Genomic DNA, 19,455 nt, shown 5'->3' on the forward strand with positions numbered 1-19,455 from the left:
GATGCTGACAGCAAAAGATCTTGAAAAATATCATCAGGCCGCAGAGCGGATCCTGAATGCAATGGACAACAGCCCGGTGCCGATCAGCTGGCACGAAATGGACAGAATGGCATTGCAGAGTGTTATCGCAAAGGAATTGATTCTCATTGACAAGGAGGCAAGGAAATGAATGTATGCAAGGTGCCGGATATGTACAAAGACATGGAATATAAGTATATCACAGAAGATTCCAAAACAAGGGTATATCTGTCCGTGGTGCGAGAATTCAATGAGGCAGAATATGAGAAATACTACATCCGCAAAAAGAAAGAGAAAGTGAGAAAGAGAATCCTTTTTATTGCAAGAGCTTTGAAGTATGCACTTCCAGTCCTGGCAAGCACGATTCTTTACAATATGCTTTCAAATAAGCTTTATCTTGAAAGAGGAAGCTATGAAATTGGCTCAGAAATAGTTTTTGTTGGAATATTCGGCATCGCACTGTTTGGGTTTCTGAATTGGTTTATAGGAGGTGATGAACATTAAAAAGGTCTTGGATAATAAGGGGAAAGCGGAGTGTAGACGGCACCCACGATCCTATCCAAGACCAGTCAGAACTTTTAAAAACAGGTTATCGACCCTTTGTTTTTAAAGTCATCGTCATTTTATCACAAAAATAGGAGGTTATCAAGTAGATGAAAGATGTTTTAGGAAGCTTGCCGGAAGTTATCACGGCATACAAAAATTACAATCTGCTGGTTCCTACAGCAACGGACGTGCAGCTCAATCCATTCTACAAATTCCATGTAGAAGAGGTTCCAGTCGATCTGGGTGAGAACAGCGGAGATATTTTCAAGGTTGGTTCAGTTAAGACAGGTAAGCAGGATGAGAGAGGAAAAGACATCTGGGAAGATGTGTACTCCCTGTCAAAGCCATTATTGAATAAGATGGCAATGGCGGCCGGAATCCAGTTCAATCCAAAGGAAACATATGGCGAGCGTATCGACCGGGTCACATACCGGGCGCAGGCACAGGGTGCCATGCGGAAAGCCGATGGAACAGCCAGAACCGAAACAGATCAGAAAGTAATCTGCCTCGAGGACGAGGAAGATAAATACCGCATTGAGTTTTCCGACAAAGCTGCCAAAGGTATTGTTGACGAAAAACAGGCAAAGGCAGCTGCTGAGATTTATGCAGGCCAGTGGGTGGAATCAAAGAATAAATGGGGAAAGAAATGCCAGGCATTTGTGATTGCCAAAGAGGATCGGGAACGATATATTGAACGTTCCGTTATGGTAAACATGGCACTTCTGAAAAAGACCTGGGCTGAAAAAGCAATGACTGGAGCAAAGCTTCGTGTCATTAGAGCATTGCTTGGCGTAAAGGGGACATATACAAGAGCAGAACTCCAGAGAAATTTTGCTATTCCTACGGTTATCTTTTCACCGGATTTCTCGGATCCGCAGGTCAGACAGGCAATGCTGACACAGGGAATGAATTCTGTAAACAATATGTTCGGAACGCCGCAGATCGGCATCAAAAGAGTTGATTTCGATACGGAGAACAATACATTTGATCCTGCCGATCTGGATAATCCGGCGTACGCTTCGGATACAGAAACTGAAGATGATTATCCACCGATGCAGGAGCCGGACGTTGTTCCTGAGCCGGATCCAGAATCAGAACCCGAACCAGACCGATCAATGGATTTCCAGTGTTCCAGATGCGGTGAGGTCATAAATGAAAGAGTTTATGAATATTCAATCAATAAATTCGGAGAGCCACTTTGCATTAAATGTCAGAGAGGAGGCGGACGTAGATGAAAATATTACATACAGCTGATTGGCATATTGGCCAGTTCAAAGGTCCTGTGGTGGACGGAGTGAATCTCCGTTCACAGGATACAGTGAAATGTCTTGAGTATATGGTTGATGTAGCTATTAAAGAACGACCGGACATTGTTTGCATTTCCGGTGATATCTTCCACCAGGAGCAGATCGGTCCGGTACGATATTCGGATGAAATGATTCATGCGACCAATATCATCACATCATTGGCGCATTTCGCAGGCTATGTGATCGTAATGAGAGGAACACCGAACCATGATGGAAGCGGACAGTTCCGAGTACTGAAAAGAATGCTGCTGAACGTCAATAACGTATGTGTTGTGACGGAACCGTTTGTTATCAAAACGAAATATGCAGACATTGCTTGCATACCTGGATTTGACAAACAGGAGTTCAGAGCAAAATTCCCTGGTTTATCTGCAGATGAAGAAAATCTGGCATGGACGAAATATATTTCAGATATGGTTTTTGCACTGAGAGCAGAGTGTGAAAAGACACCGATTCTCATGGCGCATTATACGGTTCCTGGTTGCAACATGGAATCAGGGCAGACCTCCTTCTTCACAAACTTTGAGCCGGTCATTCCAAGAGAAGCTTTAATTGCCGCAAGATATGAGGCGGTGCTTCTTGGTCATATCCATCGCCCGCAAATCATTGAAGGATTTGACAATGTATTCTATTCCGGAGCGATCAATGCAATGAATTTTAATGATGAAGGACAGGATCGTGGATTCTGGATTCATGAATTTAATGAGAAAGGCACTCTGGTAAAAGGACATAGATACACTACTCCATACAGACAGTTCCGCACTATCACCTGGGATCCTGATGAAGTTGGCGACTATATCCGTGAAGGGGCTATGTATCTTCATAGAACAGGCATTTCAGAAGATGTGACGGATAAGATAGTCCGGGTGCGGTATTCCTGCACATCTGAACAGAAAAAGGCGCTCAACATTCCACTACTGCAAAAGAACCTGTATGAGCTTGGTGCATTCTATGTGGCAGATATTGAAGCAGAAAGCACTATTGACATCACGAACCGCGGGCTTCTCTCGGAGGAAAGCGACCCAAGGTTGAATCTGAAAAAATGGTTGGAGGAAAAGACATTTAAGAATCCAGACAAAATCGTGGAGCTTGCCGAGCCAATCATAGCAGAAGCCATGAAACAGAGTACCACCGCAGAGATTCACGGTGTGTTTAAGCCGGTATCCATTTCTGTCAGAAATTACAGAAACTACAAGGAAGAAAACTTTGATTTTTCAGACATTTCATTCTGCACGATCAATGGAGTAAACGGTGCAGGAAAGAGCAGCCTTTTCATGGATGCTATTGTAGATTGTCTGTTTGAAGAAACCCGTGAGGGAGACTGTAAGGCGTGGATCCGAGGTACAGAGGATGCAAGAAGCGGTTCCATAGAATTTATTTTCGACATCGGAGAGAAACGATTCCGGGTAGTCCGCACCAGAACAAAATCTGGAAAACCAACACTGAACTTGTCACAGTATCAAAAAGAAAGTGCTGACTGGATGAATCTGTCCAAGGAAAGAATCATTGACACACAGGCTGAAATCGAGAAGCTTCTTGGTATGGACAGCATGACATTTCGCAGCTGCGCATTGATCATGCAGGACCAGTATGGATTATTCTTGCAGGCGAAGAAAGATGAACGTATTGCTATCCTTGGAAATCTGCTCGGGCTTGGAATCTATGGAGTTATGGAACTGGATTCAAAAAAGAAACTCTCCGAACAGAGAAAAGAGCTGGCTTCGAAAAAAGAAGCTGTCCGAATCAAAACGGATTTTATCAAATCCAAAGGAGATCCGGAATCTGAATTGCAGAAAGCAGAGGAAGATATTCAGCAGCTTAATAAAGATATTGAGGATTTAAGCGATACTCAAGGACAGTTGCTGAATAAACATGCTCAGATTGAAAAAGCAGAGCAGGAGTGCCGCAAAGCTTCGGAAGAATTGGATGATTGTCATAAGAGACGCAGATCCATTTCAGATGAAATCTCAAGTAAGACGCAGATTTTAGAAAACTGTAATGCCGCATTGGAATCAGCGAATGAGGTCAGAGAAAAAGCCGCCGAATATAAACAGTTGTCCGAACAGATTATAGAGCTGGAGAAAGACGTTCTTAATCATGACAATGCAAAAAGAAATCTTGCTGGGTATAATGCTGACATCCAGAATTGCCAGAATATCATAAACGATGCAAAGCGTCGAAATAACGACATTGCGAATCTTATTGAACAGCTTAAAGCAGAACTTCCGGATAATTTGGAAGAAAAACTGACGGAGCTGGCTCAGGCGAGGACGCAATGCGAGGAATTACAGGAAAAAAGACATTTGACTTCTGTTGCGGAGCAGGAACTGCAACAGATAAGAGCAACGTATTCTCAGCGTATATCAGAAGCAGAGAACAGGCGGAAATATCGTTTGGACAGAATTTCCGAGATAAGACAGCAGGAGGAATTTATGAAGAATTCCGGTTGCCCTGATATAGATAGAGCAAGCTGCAGGTTTCTCGCAAAAGCAATCGATGATGTAAAGAGTTTACCAGAAGAAGCAGACCATCTGGAAAAATGTGAGGAAGAAATAGCAGCATTGAGGATCAAACGAGACGAAGAAATATCCAAAAAACAGGATGAAATTTGTATTATCGGATATGATGCTGAAAGATTAGAACTTTTGATAAGAAAAGCACGTGCACTTGTAAAATATGAAAACTTGAAAAAGGATGCCGAGAAAAAGAAACTTGAAATCGCCCGTTTAGAGACAGAAAAGAACACCAACAGTAAAACGATAGGGCAGTATGAAGAAATCCTCTTAGAGCTCAATATAAAGGCCCAGAAAGCAACTGATATTGTTGCTGCGTTATCTGATTCCGTTATTAAGCATGATGATGCTGTATGTAAAAGAAATTCGGTAGCACATTTTGCAGACCAGGAAAAGGAACTTCCGGTGTATGAAGAAAGAAAACAGCATATTGATAAGAGACTTACTGAATTATATCAGGAACGGAGCAAGGAAGATGCCAACGAACTTGTTTTACATAACAATCTTCGTGAAGCGGAAATAAAACTGGAAGAATTAAGAAAAGATATTGAAGGCAGTGAAGCTCTTGAAGAAGTTGAGAGAAGATTAAAATCTACAAAAGAAACTCTTGAAAAAGCGCAGATTCAAAAAGGCGTACTGACACAGAGAGTTGAAGATGTTGAGGCAATGCGTTCTGAAATAGCTCTTTTGAATAAAGGTATTGCTGTTGCAGCTGAGAAAGCTGATTGCTACGAGGCTTTGAAACAGGCATTTTCACAGGACGGAGTTCCGCACCAGATCATCAGGAACATCATTCCTCATATCACAGATACTACGAACAATATTCTCGGCCAGATGACTGGTGGAACGATGGGAGTGGAATTTGTGATGGAGCGCACCGTCAAAGGAAAGGACGGAGACAAGGCAACGCTGGATGTTCTGATCAACGAATATGGCAAGACAACTCTTCCATATGCTTCCAAGAGCGGAGGCGAGAAGGTAAAAGCTTCTCTTGCTGTTATCCTTGCATTGTCCGAAATCAAGGCAACAGCGGCAGGAATACAGCTTGGAATGCTCTTTATTGATGAACCACCATTCCTTGATGATGAGGGTGCACAGGCTTATGTAGATGCCCTTGAGACGATTCGTGATCGATATTCTGATGTGAAGATTATGGCTATAACTCATGACGATGCCATGAAAGCGAGATTTGGCCAGGCTGTGACAGTAATTAAAACAGATGATGGTTCAAAAGTAATCTACTAAGCGGGGGAATTTATGGCGAAAAGATATTATTGGTTAAAGCTTCCTGACGGATTTTTCCGTCAGAAGGCTATCAAAAAACTTCGGAAGATTGCCGGAGGAGACACCTACACAATTATTTACCTGAAAATGCTTCTTGTGGCGATGAAACAGGATGGAAGACTTTACTTCGAGGGAGTAGAAGCAACATTCTATGACGAGCTTGCTCTGGACCTGGACGAAGAAGTTGAAAATGTAAGAGTGACGGTTATGTTTTTGATTCAGCAGGACCTCATGCAGCTGATTGACGAAACCGAATATTCACTGTCGGAATGCTCCAAAATGACAGGGTCGGAAAGTGCCAGTGCTGAAAGAATGAGACGGTTAAGAGACAAAAAAGCGTCACAATGTGACATTGAAGTGACGGAACAGTTACGCATAGGTGACGTAGAGAAAGAGATAGAGAAAGAGATAGAGTTAGATAAAGAGAAAGATAATAAAAACATTAGCTTGGAGCTTAAAGACTCCAAGCAGAACACGTTCATCTCTCTTCCTCTGATTACAGGCTCAGGAAACTACGATGTGACATTTAATTATCTCAATTCACTGAGAGAACTGTTTCCGGCATTGGATGTTGAACAGGAGTTTAGATCAATGGCAGCATGGCTTGACAGTCACCCTCGTAATCGTAAGACACCTAGAGGAATCAAGAGATTTATCACTGGTTGGTTAGAACGTTCACAGAATTCAATGCCGGCATCCAGAACACCGCAAGCACCTGTAGCTACAAAGAACATGTCAACGGATCAGTATATGGAGGCAACGGCCGGCTGGCGCGAAGGGATGGGTGATTGAAGTGACACCTCAAGAATTTGATTTTGTCAGAGCTTCGATCAAAAGTGCCTATCCAACATTTAATGTCATGCCAGACCAGTACAGCATCAGAATGTGGTACCGCATGTTGGGAGACCTAGACTATAAGCTTTGCGAAACAGCATTGATGGAACTGTTTGCCACTCATACATATCCGCCTCAGATATCTGAGATACGAGAGAAATGTGCAGAATATACAGTTCCGCACCTCAAAGACCAGGGAGAAGCCTGGGGAGAAGTACAGAAGGCTATAAGCCAGTATGGATATTACAGGCAGGAAGAAGCACTGGAAAGCCTGACGCCGATAGTCAGAGAAGCGGTAAAGCGGCTTGGCTTCCGGGAGATATGCCTCGATGAGAACCAGGATGCTGTCCGAGCGCATTTCTTCAAGATATATTCAACCCTGATCGAGCGCAAGACGAACGATGCAAAGCTTCCTCCGAGTATTCTGGAAGCGAAAAATAAATATATTGCACAGCTTACCACACACGAAAATGCGGCAATAGAACAACAGCACCGGGAACAGATAGCAGAAGAACCAGAACGTGCGACACCAGAGTATATAGATATGCTGATGCGGGAACACGGATTCAAGAGGTGACAGCATGGAGCAGATAGAGAAAATACAAGGAACGGAGAAAGAGTTCATAAAAGTTTTTCAAGAGCTGTGTTACAGCCGGAGTTCATGGCAGGTGTGGGCCGATCTAATGGCGGCAATGGCTTGCACACTGGCGAATTCGGTTGATAAGACGGAACCGAGATACACTGCAAGAGAGAAAGAATATGCAGAGTGCATCAAACGCCTTGGCGGGGTAGAGAAGCCGGCCAAATGCTTTGCGATTGTGGTTGAGGCACTGGAACGCAATCCAGATCAGGACTTTCTTGGAAAACTGTACATGAGCCTTGAGCTAGGGAACCACTGGAAAGGGCAGTTTTTTACACCATACAATGTCTGTGAATGTATGGCAAGCATAACAATCAATGACAATGTACAGACATTGGAAAAACAGGAATGGATATCTGTCAATGATCCGGCGTGTGGAGCAGGAGCAACTCTTGTAGCAGCGGCAAACATATTCCACAGAAAAAAGATAAATTATCAGACACGGGTTTTGTTCACCGCCAATGACATAGACAGGGTAGTTGCCCAGATGTGTTACATACAGCTTTCGCTTCTTGGGTGCGCAGGCTGGGTGGCTGTTGCAAATACGATATCCAATCCGGTGTGCGGAGATCCACTGATGCCGGTTGAAAAGCCGGGACAGGAATTCTGGTACACACCGTTTTATTTCAGGGGAGAATGGAACTGTAGACGGCAGATTCAGATATTTAAAGAAATGTGCGGTTCATGGATAACTCCGATTGAAGAACGCAACCCTGGGAAGATTACTTTTTATTTTGATTTCGAGAAAGGAGATTACAAATGTCAGAACAGTTAAAACAGGAACTTGAAGCTGATACTGACCGTTTAGAGGCGGAAACGGTTGCAGACAGTGAAACAATAGGGGAACAGGAAGAGAAACCGACAGAGGGCAAATTAGAGGCCCAGGAAGACGATGAATCAAAGGAAGAGGATACAGTTCCAATGGGAAAAGCCTCTCTTGTTGATATTGTTTCCGGGATTCCAGCTCCGACAAAAGAAGAAGTTGAAGCAGCAGAAGCTGAAAATGCAAAGCCGGTAAAGCAGAAAGCCAGAGAAAAGCTGGAAGCAGAAAAGAAGAAGGCAACACAGAAGAACTTTGCGGATCCGGTCATTACTTACCTGATGAAAAGATGCGAAGAGGATCAGGGGCTTGCTGAAGATGTGATGCAGGAGGGAAAGACCTGGAACAAGTGCTTTAGTTATATCGTTGAGCAGGCCAGGAAGCAGTCGAATGGCAGATCCGCTGCAGTTGAAGACCAGGTTGTATATGAATGGGCAGAGGATTATTACCACAAATATGAAAAACCGAAACCTGTTAAAAAGGAAAAAGGTAAAAAGCCTGTGATAACAAAAAAGCCGGTTACACCAACAAAAACTACCGAAAAAATCACAGATAATGAGAAAAAATCACAGGAAACAAAAGATAAACCTCAGATTTCTGAAAAGCCAGTGAAAAAAGATGCTGCTTCCAAGCAGCGGAAAACTGAAAAAACCAGTACCAAAAGCAGCGAACTGTCTGGCCAGATGTCATTGTTTGATCTTCTGTAGGAGGCTGTCGCATGGAAAAGAGAAAATTAGCAAAGATTCCGAGGGAGGAAGCCTCTGATGAAATGGTCAGATTTGCGGAAAGAGCTGCAGGCACACATATCGTAACGACCAAAGATATAGAAAAAGATCTGTTGATGGTAACATTCTATCCAATCAGAAAATTGAAGAAAGGAAAAAAAGACGCTCAGTTAAGAACGTTTTTTTCCAAGAATGATTACATATCACAAGATCTGACCGTTGAAAAAGTGAAATGGCTGACTGCAGCTTATGACAGAATGTATGATATCAGCCTTTATGAACATCATTGGGATTACAAAGAAAGCACAGGCAGATGGACGCCGAATATGTTTTTCTGGACGGATGCAGACATTGATCGTATGCGCAGCTTTTTCAAGGAATGGAGCACAGAGAAAGATGCAAGAGACTGGACAGCTGTGACACGCTTTCAGGATATGGTCAAACAAAAACGTCTTGATGAAAGACATGCCAAAGAAACCAATCCAATTGATGCGCTTATGGAAACGGTCAAAGAAATCCCTGATGAATTTAAAAACTGGGTATCAGATAAGGCGATGTCATTCAGCAGATATCTGATTTACTCAACAAGATCAAAGAATGAGGCTCTGGTGCATTGCACTCATTGTAATGGGGTGACACTGGTAGACAGAACGAAAATTCGGTTAAGAAATAACGAGAAGGGGATATGCCCCCTTTGCGGAAGTCCGGTCACCATTAAAGCCAGAGGCAGGATGCCGGCACGCATATGTGACAGGAGGATTGTTTCATTTATTGATCCAAGAGAAGAGGGGTTCCTGTGGCGGTATTTTACAGCATACAGAGAAGTAAAGCCGGATGGAAAGACAAATGATGGATTATTTGAGATCGTAAGGACATTTTACAAATTTGCACCGAACGGAACGCCATGCACCAGCAGTTATGAATACAGAGAGTATAAACAGACTGGTATTGTACGGTGGTGCACAGATGAAGGATACAGAGAAAGTTCATACTGCACCTTATATCCCGGAAACCTGCCGGAAGCATGGAAAGACACTCCGATGAAATACTCGGCACTGGAAATTTTGGCGGAGAATAGACCGAGTGAACAGATACATTATGCAAAGGCAATCAACAGATACAGAAAGTTTCCGCAGCTTGAATGGTTTATAAAAATGGGGCTGTATAAACTGGCCGCACATCTGATCAACGAGTTTCACGATGGTGCTTTTGGGTATGAAAGCCGGAATGGAATTAGGGGACTGAGAAAAAGTGGAAAAACAATATTTGAAATTCTTGGCCTTACGAAGGAAAACACGCGAATACTGCAGTCTATTGATGGAAACATTGATGAACTGAGATTATTGCAGGAAGCGCAAAGCTCTGGTTACAACCTAAAAGCGGAAGAACTGGAACGGTTCTATAAACTTTTCGGATGCAACACAACGCTGATCCGGAAGGAGAACAGGAAATCGACCATCCATAAGATCTGCAGATATATTGAACGCGAAGGTGCTGATTATCGCGTGGGAGAGAGCGGACAATGTTGGCGATATTCCTATATGCAGTGTAAAGAAAGACCGGATATCAGAGAAGAACGTCTGCAGAATTGCGCTAAGGACTGGCTTGATTATTTGAACTGGTGCAAAGAACTGAAATATGATCTCAACAATATGTTCTTCTATTTTCCGAAGAATTTCAAGAAAGTACATGATCGGACAGCTGCGGAATATCAAGCATTGCAGGATAAAAAGGCAGCGGAAAAGAAACGCCGGGAAGATGAACGGATAAAGCGGGAAGCCGAGGTCATGAAAAAACTTCTGGAGGAAATGCTCAAAGAGAATGCCGGTATAGACAACGCTTTCTTGATAAAAGGAAAAGGATTGATATTGAGAGTGCCAAGAGATACACAGGAAATCAAGAATGAAGGAGCTGCCCTTCACCATTGTGTTGGAACTTACGTTGACCGAGTGGCCAAAGGGCAGACACACATCTTCTTTGTGCGCAGAGTGGAAGAACCTGATACACCATATTTCACAATGGAATATAACAATGGTCGCGTGATCCAGTGCAGGGGAAATCACAACTGTGGGATGCCGGCATCGGTAAAAGCTTTTGTAGCTGCATTTGAGAAGCTGATGAAAGAACGAGAAGAAAAGATGGAAAGGAAGTGCGGATAATGGCGAAGCAGAGCATCAGAAGTATTCGAAAAGGAAGCGTTCAGTGGAACGAAGAAGACCGATTGCAGATGGTTTCCATGCTGGCAAAAGCAGGATATGCAGTCCAGATTGTCAGAAAAGAAGTTCCCGGAGGCGAAAACAGAAAATCAGCTCAGTACGAATATGTGATCGAATACGGAGAGAAGGTGGAATGATGAAATTCATAGCCAGGAAACCTGTTGTAAAGACGAGGGTTTACAAGAGATACGGTCTTGTATGCGTAGAATATAAGCCATGCTACTGTCCGAGGTGCCGGAATATATTAAACGCAGGACCGAACTATCAACCGAAATACTGTAGCGAGTGCGGACAGAAGATTGACTTCTCAGAAGTGAAGTGGGAAGAAGAAAGAATTCTTGAACATGCAGAAAGGAGTTTGACAAATGAATAAGAGCGGTATTGAATGGTGCGATCACACATGGAATCCAATCACCGGTTGTCGGCATGGCTGTTCTTACTGCTACGCCGACAAGATGTCACTCCGTTTTTGCGGAAACATGAAACGAAATATGCTCCAGACAGGGCAATATCGAATAGAGGGAGATCTGTTCGTTCTGGATGAACCGTTCATGAATGAAGATGGAAAGCCTGTCATATATCCATTTGGATTTGAACCGACATTGCACAGATACAGATACGATACACTGGACAAGCTGAAACAGGGGCAGAATGTGTTTGTTGGAGCAATGGCCGATATATTTGGCGAATGGGTGCCGGACAGTTGGATAGACGATATCTTTGGTATTTGCGAAAAACACCCCCAGCACAATTACTTGTTTCTTACCAAGAATCCGAAAAGGTACACCCAGTACGGTGTGCCTTCCGGAAAAGGAAATATGTGGTATGGAACAACTGTGACGAATAGTGAGGACATGGAACGGATATACCAGCTTCCAACTCTGCTAAACACTTTCGCCAGTATAGAGCCATTGCTTGAAGATATAGACGAAAACATTTCTGCACTGAAATATTTGAACTGGATCATCATCGGCGCCGAGACAGGACACAGGAAAGAGAAAGTGATTCCTAAGTTCGAATGGATCAAGAGGATTGTTGTAGAAGCTGATTACAATGGGATACCGGTATTCATGAAAGACAGTCTGGTTCCGATTATTGGCGAGAAGAATATGCGCAGGGATTATCCGAAGGAACTGCAGATTCGTAAGAGAAGCGAGAAAGTTAATAAAAGACTCAGCGGCAGTTGTATGTTGTGCGGAAAGACAGAAGATAAAAACAAGATGGTTACCTTGACAGCAAGAGCGGTCAGGGGCGGCAAGGCGGCATCGTTTGGCCATATGTGCCATTCCTGTTTTACAAAATGGCTGACTGCTCACAATATACCGGTGCCGGACCTGGAAAATAAAAAGGAGATTGAAGATGGCGAAGAGAAGCTGTAGAAGAACAACTGATGAAAACCTTATTCATAAAAAAGCTGTGGAAATGAGAAAGAAGACAGATGAACAGCTTGTGCATTATGTGGAAGATCGTGTGGAAAAAGCACGAAGTGAGGGCTTCAATTGTGGAAAAGCCAGTGTTCCAAAAACCGGAGAGGGAGCAAAGGAGTTTATCGCATTCCTTCAGCTGAATAAGATTCCGGGAATTGGAGCAGTAACAATAAACAAACTCATAAAGGTAGCGGAAGAAAATGGATACTTATAAGCGTTCGATAAGAGGTCTGCAGAGCAGATCTAACGGGGAACATTTTGAGGGAATGATAATTGCGGCATCCAGATTCTATGAAGAAAGAGGAATTGCAGCAGTTGATAAAACTCCGGAAGCATTTAAGGTACTGAAGGCAATGGACAGGAACAGAGGGCAGTTCATCTGCTGTTTCACTAAACAGGCTCAGCCTGATTTCAAAGGAATTCTCATGGATTCAACCATGATCTTGTTTGATGCAAAACATACGGACAAGGATAAGATCGGCAGAGATGTAGTTACTGCTGAACAGCAGGCGTGCTTTGAACGGTATATGAAGCTTGGAGCAATGTGCTTTTTGGTTGTGTCTCTGGAATTTAAAGAATTCTACCGAGTTCCGTGGGTGGTGTTCCGGGACATGAAGAAGATTTACGGACACAAGTACATGAACCGGGAGGAGCTGGAACCTTACAGGATCAAATATTCAAACGGAGTGGTGAAATACCTCGATGGTATTGTCCTCCGGGAAAGGAATGAAGATGAAAGTACAGAAGTATGAGATTGCCAGAGTTATTGACAAATTAAAAAGTATTGTGCAGAAGAATGACCAGTTTCCGGCACTGGGCGGGATTCTGGTAAAGGACGGGTATTTAATTGCCTCCAACTCCGAGATCACAATGAAGGTCAAATTAGAGGCCTCAGAAGGCAGTTATTTTATTATTCCAATGAAAGCCTTTGACTTGATCAAAAATCTTCCAGATGGAGAAATCGACATCAGCGCAACTGACAAGAATGTAGTTATGATCAAGATAGGAGCAATTAAAAATAAATACCAGAGTTATCCTCCGGAAGAATTCAATTTTGATATTACAGAGGATCCGGAAGCGGATGGAGTGGAATTGAATGGCAAAAAGATCATGGAGGCTATAGGTCATGTTATTTATGCAGCAGCTGACGGCGGTGCGAATACACAGATGACCGGAATTTATTTTGAAGGTACAGACAGCGGAGTTTCCCTTGCCGCACTGGACGGGCACGTGGTCGCAGTAGATTCTGTTAAAGCAGAAGGCGCAAAGGACATGAAACTGATCGTGCCGAAGGCAACCGCCAAGAAGTTGATTTCCATGGGCGTGATCGACGATGTGACACTTACATACACCAAAAACAGTGCAGTATTCAAATCTGACGAATACACCATCTATACCAGATTGATCACAGGAAATTATTTTCCGTATCAGAAGATGTTTACTGATGGCGAAATCAATACATGTGCATCTCGCACGGCCCTGATCGGAGCAATGACCAGAGCAAAGATGTGTACAGAGGAAAAGCAGCCGGCAGTATTCCAGATAGAAGACGATGTGCTGAATATCAGTATTCGGGATAAATTGGCAGATTATCAGGAACAGGTACCGCTCCAGGAAACCGTATGCAAATCCATACGGTTGGGATTTGATTCCAAACTGGTTCTTGAAACGCTGAAAGCTTTTACCTGTGACAATATTGCACTGGGCTTCACCAGCCCAAGAACACCGATGATTGTGGAAGCAGAGGACAGCGACATGAAAGCCATGGTGCTTCCGGTTGCGATAAGGGAGGCGTAAACATGATTGAGATCATATCAGTAAAAGATATCAAAGACGCAACACCAGAGGAACTTGCAAATCTTCGCCGGAAGGGACTTCTTCCGGCGGAAGGAACCAGGAGAACATCTGGAAGACCTCTCAGCCCGTATGAGCGAACCAGAGCACAGGTGGCTGCTACTGGAAATAGATGGGCGATGGAAAACTTTATTGCCACGCACAGCTGAAAGGGGATGAAATAAATGAATTTGTATAGATATTATCAGCATGATGGATTCCGATGCGAAACTACAGCCGGAATTGTTAAAGCAAAAGACATGCAAGAGGCTGAAAAAATCGTAAAAAACCATTACGAAAAAGCATATCGAGGAGAATTCCAGCGCGATGGTTGGAAGCTGGAAGAAGTTGAGTTTTCTGATGATGGATGCAGCGAAATTTATTACGGGTGATTAATATGGCGAAGGTGTTATATAACTTATGCAAAAGGAATGGGACAGTGATGGAGTACTCCATCACTGGATCCGAAGTAGCTGAATTGATTAGCTGCAAAAAGCAGGATGTTTATAATTCTACGAGCTACGGCCAGATGATCCGGAAAGAATTTTACGTTGAAGTTGTAGACCGGCCACTGAGCCGAACGAAAGATCTTACATTACTTTTGGAATATGACCGGGTTTGTAGAGAAATTCTTGAGAGGTGTGGATGATGAAAGTATATAAAGCAGTGCATGAGAGAGAAAACAAGTGCAAGGAATTGCACAAAGAGATGAATATGAATGTAGGCCCGACCAGACTGGTCCAGCCGGACTTTTACCTGTTGGTCGATGTCGATGATATTCAGAAACAGGTAAATGCATTGAAAAATCAGGTAAACAGAATGAAGAGAACAGAAGCAAGGAGGAAATGGCGTTATGGAAGAAAAAATCATTAAGATACTGGAATTGGTCCAGATGAAAGAGGAAGGAATAGTTGAATTTACGGCGGAATCAAAAGCCTTGATCCATGAAGCTGCTGAAGAATGTCGGAAGCTTCCTTTGTACCAGGACAACAAAGACAAGGAGGAAACGTACAAAGAAGGGCTGACGGCGGGACAGGTATACGCTGATATGTGCTTCAAGATCATCAATGCCCCAACACCGTTTCATATGATGGCAGTACCTAAAATGATGCTACCGGTGATTGATGATAAATTGCAGGAAGAATTGAAAATGGAGGTAGAACATGACTGAATTAAAACCTTGCCCGTTTTGTGGTAGAGAAGCAGAGATAATAGCTGAAACGAAAAGAAATATCGGATTTACAATTTGGTGCGAATGCAAGGAGTGTAGCGCAAGAACTGAAGGATATTGCCCAAATATGGAAAACCCAGCGCACGCCATAAAAAGTATAGAAAGGTGTAAAGAAAAAGCGATAGAAAGTTGGAACAGGAGGACGAACGATGAGGTTGATTGATGCAGATAAACTTATTATGGCATTGAACGATTATGCACTGACAGAAGCGCCGGATGAAAGAGAATGTGCAGGTGAGAGAAGAATATCTAGTGCGGTATATTCTGCAATCCAGAATTGCATGAAAGCAGTAGAAGAACAGCCGACTGCTTTTGATGTGGAAAAGGTTACGGATGAAATTTTAAGAGCAAGCTGTATAGCAAGACCCATGGGGTGGAATCGTAAAAGAGAAATTATTGAAACGCACACGGCAATTGAAATCGTGAAAAGCGGTGGAGTTGAATGAGAGAAATTCTTTTTCTTGATGAGTTTGATCTGGAACATTATGAAGCAATTGGCAACATTTTCGACAATCCAGAATTAGCGCAAGGAAGTTTATGAGCCGGGATGATTACGCTTTTCCTTGCGCCGGCTGTCTTTGCGACCATTGTGCGAACAATTTGTACAGTTCAGACCAAATGGCGGGAGAAGCAAAGATATTTTGCTATGTTTGCGAGGAATGTCGATACTATGATGGGAACTTAAAAAATAAAGATATGAGATGCAAGCAGTGCGAAAATTATATCGTAACAAATGAACATGCTGAACGTTTGAGAAAAAAGATAAAGGTGGTAAAGAAATGAGGAAGATTAAGGAGAAACGTATGCAGAGTTATGTCCTTAGAGCCAGAAAAATGGTCCAAGAAGGAAAAAACAAAGAAGGGGCAGAAATGCTTAGTGAAGGATTGAACTATTACAGTAAAAATATCATTAAAGCTCTTACGCCATATGCAACTGCAGACGCCGGAATTATTTCTATGGTCCTGCGCAACTTGGCAGATGGTATCGAAAAGGATAATCCAGGAGCAAAAGAACTTCGCATGTGGACAGAAAACAACACCACAAAACCTGAATTGCAAGAAACAATTAAGGTAAAAAAACCCAATATGAGGTAGAAAATGACAAGAACTGAAACAACCAAATTCCTCGGAAAATTACTTACAGATACTCGCCTCGGAGGGGCTGGCTCGCACTGGGCCAGCGAGGTTAGTGTTGATCCATGGACACCGAAGGCAAGGCGGGTGGACTACATGGAATTTTCTCCGGCGAATCAATGCTCTGTGTCAGGAATAGAAAAAGGCATATTCACCTGCTATGAAATCAAGAGCTGCAAAGAGGATGTTTATAGCGGTAATGGTTTGAATTTCTTCGGGGAAAAGAATTACATTGTAACTACGATGGCGTGTTACAAAGACATTCTACCGGATTTCCGGAGTGGCAGATTTGCTAATTACATGAGCGAAAAGCACCCGGATTCGTCAACTTATTATGGCGTTATGGTTGCTATTCCGTTTTGGGGAGAGGCTACTGAAGAATTCAAAGACCCCACGCCATTAAGTGAGGACAGAAACTGGAAGTTGGAAATTGTATTACCTTGCAGGCAAGGGATAAGAACGAAGTCTATGACAGAATTACTGTTCTGCATGCTACGGAGCGGGCGTTAATAGGAGAGATTATAATGGATGTAAATGTACATGAAATTATTGTTTTAAGGGACAAAAAGGTACAGGCACGTACCCATAAGAAAAAGAGAATAAACAAAAAATGGGCAAAAAGATACGGTTTTAAAACATATGAAAATCAGTTGCTTGAAAACGGACAAATGATTGTAATGGGTCGGGAAATATACATGAATGAAAGAACGTACAAGGCATTGAAAAAACATGTTCGTTGACATTAAGGGGCAATCATTGAGAGGAGAATTAAGATGGCAATATTCCATAAAACATTGCAGCATCATGAAGATACAACAGAGAAAAGAGATATTTCTCAGGAAGATATAGAATTTCTGAAGAGATTACAGCTTGAGATGAATACTCAGGACACAACAGGAACAGCGGATCCTCGCTTCTGGGTTATTAAAGGCAGCGAGAGAGTAGTTGACAATGAAAATCCAGATGAACTTGTCCTGCAAGTAGATGGAAGCACCGTTACAAGCACAACGGAAGAAACAGTGAAGTATCTCAATGATAACATCTTGCCAGACTGCAATATCGATAGAGAAAACTGCAAAATTGAAACAGGGTACACATGGGATTTTAAACTGACGTACACGGAAGATGGAGAAGAAGAGTATGAGGATTTGTCAACGCAGGAAGTGAATGAATTTCTTGCCAACAATGGACATGATGGTACCATGATAATTGGTATTTCGATCAGACCATTTATGTACCCAAACACGATGTTTCTTACAGAGAAAGAAGCCAGGAAACATCTTGAGAGAAATTATTATCATTACTCAGAAGACGCACATACATATTGCATGGTTGCGTGGAGATCCCCGGAAGTAGAAAAATTATGGAAGATATTACGGGAAACAAAATGGGATTGCAAAGACAAAGAGCTTGAAAGCCATGAAGAAAAGTACATTTTGCATTACTGTATTTCTCTCATGCAGGAGCTGGTCGGATGTTTCGAAGAATGGTACAGATGGGTACATGGAGAAAATGCAATAGAAGAGCTGAGTGAAGAAGAAAGGTTCTGCTATAACATGTCGTATTTCCATATCGTTCAGGAATTGTTCTTGTTCAGGACATATCATTCCGGAGGGACATCAACGATGGCAAAATGCAGACAGCTTGGCGTTGATAGTGGAGATAACATTGAATTTAAGTTCAGCGAGGGGGAAGAGGATGACAGGTAAAGAATATCAGAATTTGGCCATGAGGACAAATGACCACAAAAATTCTGACAGGATAATTAAAAAGATTAATAATAACCAGCTTGTGAATAGTGACGAGCTGATCATACCGGATATTGGGGGTGTGCTGAATGGATGCCTGGGGCTTGCTGGAGAATCCGGAGAAGTATTAGATTTAATAAAAAAATGGGTATTTCATGAAAATGAGTTACATGTTGAACACTTGAAAAAAGAGCTTGGAGATGTGATGTGGTATGTTGCTATGATATGCGAATCCATGGAGTTGGATATAGATGAGATATTCCAGATGAATATAAATAAGTTGAAGGCAAGATATCCAGAAGGCTTCGATCCAGACAAAGCGAATCATAGAAGAACGGATGACATTTAAAGAAATAACTAAAGTAAGGAGAAGGACTGTTGGAATTATGTTAAAAAAATATGCGCTGAAAATGGGAGTAAGACCTTGCCCTTTCTGCGGAAAATATCCGACAATAGAAGGGCTTGCAGATAATCCAGGAATGTATGCAATCAGCTGCGAAGGAATCGAGAGCAATAGAGACAAAATAGGAGACCTTACCACAGAATGTGATCTCGTATCATTTGCTGGGAAAAACATATCAAGCGTAATAGAGGCCTGGAACAAACATTGCAGAGAAGCGGAGAGGTGAACGAATTGAGAAGTGTATTATTTTATATCGCAGGAGCTGCTACAGTAGGAGCGTTTTTTACATTATGGTGTGCCATAGCAGTACAGAGAGTGAGAAAAGAGAGTGAAGCATCCAAGTACGGAGAGCTTTGTGCGAGGATTCAGAAACAGATCGATGAAACAAGAATGAGAATTTCTTCTGTGAAAATGCAGCTTCATATAGCAGATCATGCTCTGGATCAGGCATTGCTCCAGTGGAAGTATGAGTATTTGATGAAACAGGAACAATGGCTTATCGAACTGATGTGAGGAAAAAGAGAAGAAGAAAAGCAAGAGGAAAAGCAATGAAGTGTAGTATCAGCACATATTATAAGATTTTGGACGCAGAATTATATAATTATGATGATGGTTATATGCAGCTGAATGTCGATATTGATACAAAAAACATCGATCTTGAAGAATATGTAAGCATGCAGAAAAAGAGCATTGCGGATATGTGCAATGTGCCGGAAGAAAATGTAATTCCAATATCTCGATTAGAGTATGAAACATATACAGACGAGTAAAGAGAGG

At 42.5% G+C, this 19,455-nt stretch carries 29 protein-coding genes; all 29 read left to right on the plus strand.

The genetic code is table 11. The annotated features are described in order from the left end of the window. Position 1 precedes the first annotated feature (1 nt). Positions 2-169: a hypothetical protein gene (locus NQ489_RS01540; RefSeq protein WP_021652395.1), complete on the plus strand. Its 168-nt coding sequence runs from the start codon at positions 2-4 to the stop codon at positions 167-169. After that, positions 166-522 carry a hypothetical protein gene (locus NQ489_RS01545; protein ID WP_021652396.1) on the plus strand — a complete coding sequence of 119 codons (357 nt, stop codon included), beginning with the start codon at positions 166-168 and terminating at the stop codon, positions 520-522. The genes NQ489_RS01540 and NQ489_RS01545 overlap by 4 nt, the downstream gene beginning before the upstream one ends. Before the next feature lie 149 nt (positions 523-671). Beyond that, positions 672-1,799 (plus strand): hypothetical protein, encoded by a 1,128-nt coding sequence (locus tag NQ489_RS01550; RefSeq protein ID WP_021652397.1) that lies wholly within the window; start codon positions 672-674, stop codon positions 1,797-1,799. Continuing rightward, positions 1,796-5,629, plus strand: coding sequence for a metallophosphoesterase (locus NQ489_RS01555; protein WP_021652398.1), 3,834 nt, complete (start codon positions 1,796-1,798; stop codon positions 5,627-5,629). The genes NQ489_RS01550 and NQ489_RS01555 overlap by 4 nt, the downstream gene beginning before the upstream one ends. 12 nt (positions 5,630-5,641) lie before the next feature. Further along, on the plus strand, positions 5,642-6,460 hold the full coding sequence (locus NQ489_RS01560; RefSeq protein ID WP_021652399.1) for a phage replisome organizer N-terminal domain-containing protein: 819 nt from the start codon (positions 5,642-5,644) through the stop codon (positions 6,458-6,460). After that, a complete protein-coding gene (locus NQ489_RS01565; protein WP_021652400.1) occupies positions 6,453-7,079 on the plus strand; it encodes a replicative helicase loader/inhibitor in 627 nt (208 codons plus the stop codon). The genes NQ489_RS01560 and NQ489_RS01565 overlap by 8 nt, the downstream gene beginning before the upstream one ends. Positions 7,080-7,083: 4 nt before the next feature. Continuing rightward, complete coding sequence (locus NQ489_RS01570; protein ID WP_021652401.1) at positions 7,084-7,917, plus strand: N-6 DNA methylase; 834 nt, start codon at positions 7,084-7,086, stop codon at positions 7,915-7,917. Then, positions 7,902-8,669, plus strand: coding sequence for a Cas9 inhibitor AcrIIA9 family protein (locus tag NQ489_RS01575; protein WP_021652402.1), 768 nt, complete (start codon positions 7,902-7,904; stop codon positions 8,667-8,669). The genes NQ489_RS01570 and NQ489_RS01575 overlap by 16 nt, the downstream gene beginning before the upstream one ends. An 11-nt stretch (positions 8,670-8,680) precedes the next feature. Then, positions 8,681-10,846: a PcfJ domain-containing protein gene (locus tag NQ489_RS01580; RefSeq protein ID WP_021652403.1), complete on the plus strand. Its 2,166-nt coding sequence runs from the start codon at positions 8,681-8,683 to the stop codon at positions 10,844-10,846. Further along, on the plus strand, positions 10,846-11,040 hold the full coding sequence (locus NQ489_RS01585) for a hypothetical protein (protein WP_021652404.1): 195 nt from the start codon (positions 10,846-10,848) through the stop codon (positions 11,038-11,040). Before NQ489_RS01580 ends, NQ489_RS01585 begins: the two co-directional genes overlap by 1 nt. Beyond that, positions 11,037-11,276: a hypothetical protein gene (locus NQ489_RS01590; RefSeq protein ID WP_021652405.1), complete on the plus strand. Its 240-nt coding sequence runs from the start codon at positions 11,037-11,039 to the stop codon at positions 11,274-11,276. Before NQ489_RS01585 ends, NQ489_RS01590 begins: the two co-directional genes overlap by 4 nt. Beyond that, positions 11,269-12,282, plus strand: coding sequence for a DUF5131 family protein (locus tag NQ489_RS01595; protein ID WP_084449184.1), 1,014 nt, complete (start codon positions 11,269-11,271; stop codon positions 12,280-12,282). The genes NQ489_RS01590 and NQ489_RS01595 overlap by 8 nt, the downstream gene beginning before the upstream one ends. After that, on the plus strand, positions 12,263-12,544 hold the full coding sequence (locus tag NQ489_RS01600; RefSeq protein WP_021652407.1) for a hypothetical protein: 282 nt from the start codon (positions 12,263-12,265) through the stop codon (positions 12,542-12,544). Before NQ489_RS01595 ends, NQ489_RS01600 begins: the two co-directional genes overlap by 20 nt. Beyond that, entirely contained in the window at positions 12,531-13,082 is a 552-nt protein-coding gene (locus NQ489_RS01605) for a Holliday junction resolvase RecU (RefSeq protein WP_021652408.1), read from the plus strand. Before NQ489_RS01600 ends, NQ489_RS01605 begins: the two co-directional genes overlap by 14 nt. Next, positions 13,063-14,127 (plus strand): DNA polymerase III subunit beta, encoded by a 1,065-nt coding sequence (locus tag NQ489_RS01610; protein ID WP_044962038.1) that lies wholly within the window; start codon positions 13,063-13,065, stop codon positions 14,125-14,127. Before NQ489_RS01605 ends, NQ489_RS01610 begins: the two co-directional genes overlap by 20 nt. 2 nt (positions 14,128-14,129) lie before the next feature. Next, complete coding sequence (locus tag NQ489_RS01615; protein ID WP_021652410.1) at positions 14,130-14,333, plus strand: hypothetical protein; 204 nt, start codon at positions 14,130-14,132, stop codon at positions 14,331-14,333. A 15-nt stretch (positions 14,334-14,348) separates the two neighbouring features. Continuing rightward, positions 14,349-14,555 (plus strand): hypothetical protein, encoded by a 207-nt coding sequence (locus NQ489_RS01620; protein ID WP_021652411.1) that lies wholly within the window; start codon positions 14,349-14,351, stop codon positions 14,553-14,555. Positions 14,556-14,808: 253 nt separating this feature from the next. Further along, on the plus strand, positions 14,809-15,036 hold the full coding sequence (locus tag NQ489_RS01625; RefSeq protein WP_021652413.1) for a hypothetical protein: 228 nt from the start codon (positions 14,809-14,811) through the stop codon (positions 15,034-15,036). Beyond that, positions 15,017-15,334, plus strand: a complete 318-nt coding sequence (locus tag NQ489_RS01630) for a hypothetical protein (protein WP_021652414.1) — start codon at positions 15,017-15,019, stop codon at positions 15,332-15,334. The genes NQ489_RS01625 and NQ489_RS01630 overlap by 20 nt, the downstream gene beginning before the upstream one ends. Then, positions 15,327-15,557, plus strand: a complete 231-nt coding sequence (locus NQ489_RS01635) for a Lar family restriction alleviation protein (protein ID WP_021652415.1) — start codon at positions 15,327-15,329, stop codon at positions 15,555-15,557. The genes NQ489_RS01630 and NQ489_RS01635 overlap by 8 nt, the downstream gene beginning before the upstream one ends. Next, the gene (locus NQ489_RS01640) at positions 15,544-15,840 is read left to right on the plus strand and encodes a hypothetical protein (RefSeq protein WP_021652416.1); all 297 of its coding nucleotides are present in this window, start codon (positions 15,544-15,546) and stop codon (positions 15,838-15,840) included. The genes NQ489_RS01635 and NQ489_RS01640 overlap by 14 nt, the downstream gene beginning before the upstream one ends. Positions 15,841-16,173: 333 nt before the next feature. Beyond that, positions 16,174-16,488 carry a hypothetical protein gene (locus NQ489_RS01645; RefSeq protein WP_021652418.1) on the plus strand — a complete coding sequence of 105 codons (315 nt, stop codon included), beginning with the start codon at positions 16,174-16,176 and terminating at the stop codon, positions 16,486-16,488. A gap of 3 nt (positions 16,489-16,491) precedes the next feature. Next, a complete protein-coding gene (locus NQ489_RS01650; RefSeq protein WP_021652419.1) occupies positions 16,492-17,037 on the plus strand; it encodes a hypothetical protein in 546 nt (181 codons plus the stop codon). 14 nt (positions 17,038-17,051) lie between these two features. Beyond that, positions 17,052-17,267: a hypothetical protein gene (locus tag NQ489_RS01655; RefSeq protein ID WP_021652420.1), complete on the plus strand. Its 216-nt coding sequence runs from the start codon at positions 17,052-17,054 to the stop codon at positions 17,265-17,267. A gap of 33 nt (positions 17,268-17,300) precedes the next feature. Next, complete coding sequence (locus NQ489_RS01660; RefSeq protein WP_021652421.1) at positions 17,301-18,236, plus strand: hypothetical protein; 936 nt, start codon at positions 17,301-17,303, stop codon at positions 18,234-18,236. Beyond that, positions 18,226-18,624, plus strand: a complete 399-nt coding sequence (locus tag NQ489_RS01665) for a nucleoside triphosphate pyrophosphohydrolase family protein (protein WP_021652422.1) — start codon at positions 18,226-18,228, stop codon at positions 18,622-18,624. Before NQ489_RS01660 ends, NQ489_RS01665 begins: the two co-directional genes overlap by 11 nt. Next, positions 18,614-18,904 carry a hypothetical protein gene (locus NQ489_RS01670; protein WP_021652423.1) on the plus strand — a complete coding sequence of 97 codons (291 nt, stop codon included), beginning with the start codon at positions 18,614-18,616 and terminating at the stop codon, positions 18,902-18,904. The genes NQ489_RS01665 and NQ489_RS01670 overlap by 11 nt, the downstream gene beginning before the upstream one ends. Positions 18,905-18,909: 5 nt before the next feature. Continuing rightward, positions 18,910-19,191, plus strand: a complete 282-nt coding sequence (locus NQ489_RS01675; RefSeq protein ID WP_044962044.1) for a hypothetical protein — start codon at positions 18,910-18,912, stop codon at positions 19,189-19,191. 35 nt (positions 19,192-19,226) lie between these two features. Continuing rightward, positions 19,227-19,448, plus strand: coding sequence for a hypothetical protein (locus NQ489_RS01680; RefSeq protein ID WP_156906936.1), 222 nt, complete (start codon positions 19,227-19,229; stop codon positions 19,446-19,448). Positions 19,449-19,455: the final 7 nt, after the last annotated feature.

The organism is Blautia sp. KLE_1732_HM_1032, assembly GCF_025147905.1.
GTDB classification, from domain to species: domain Bacteria; phylum Bacillota; class Clostridia; order Lachnospirales; family Lachnospiraceae; genus Blautia_A; species Blautia_A fusiformis.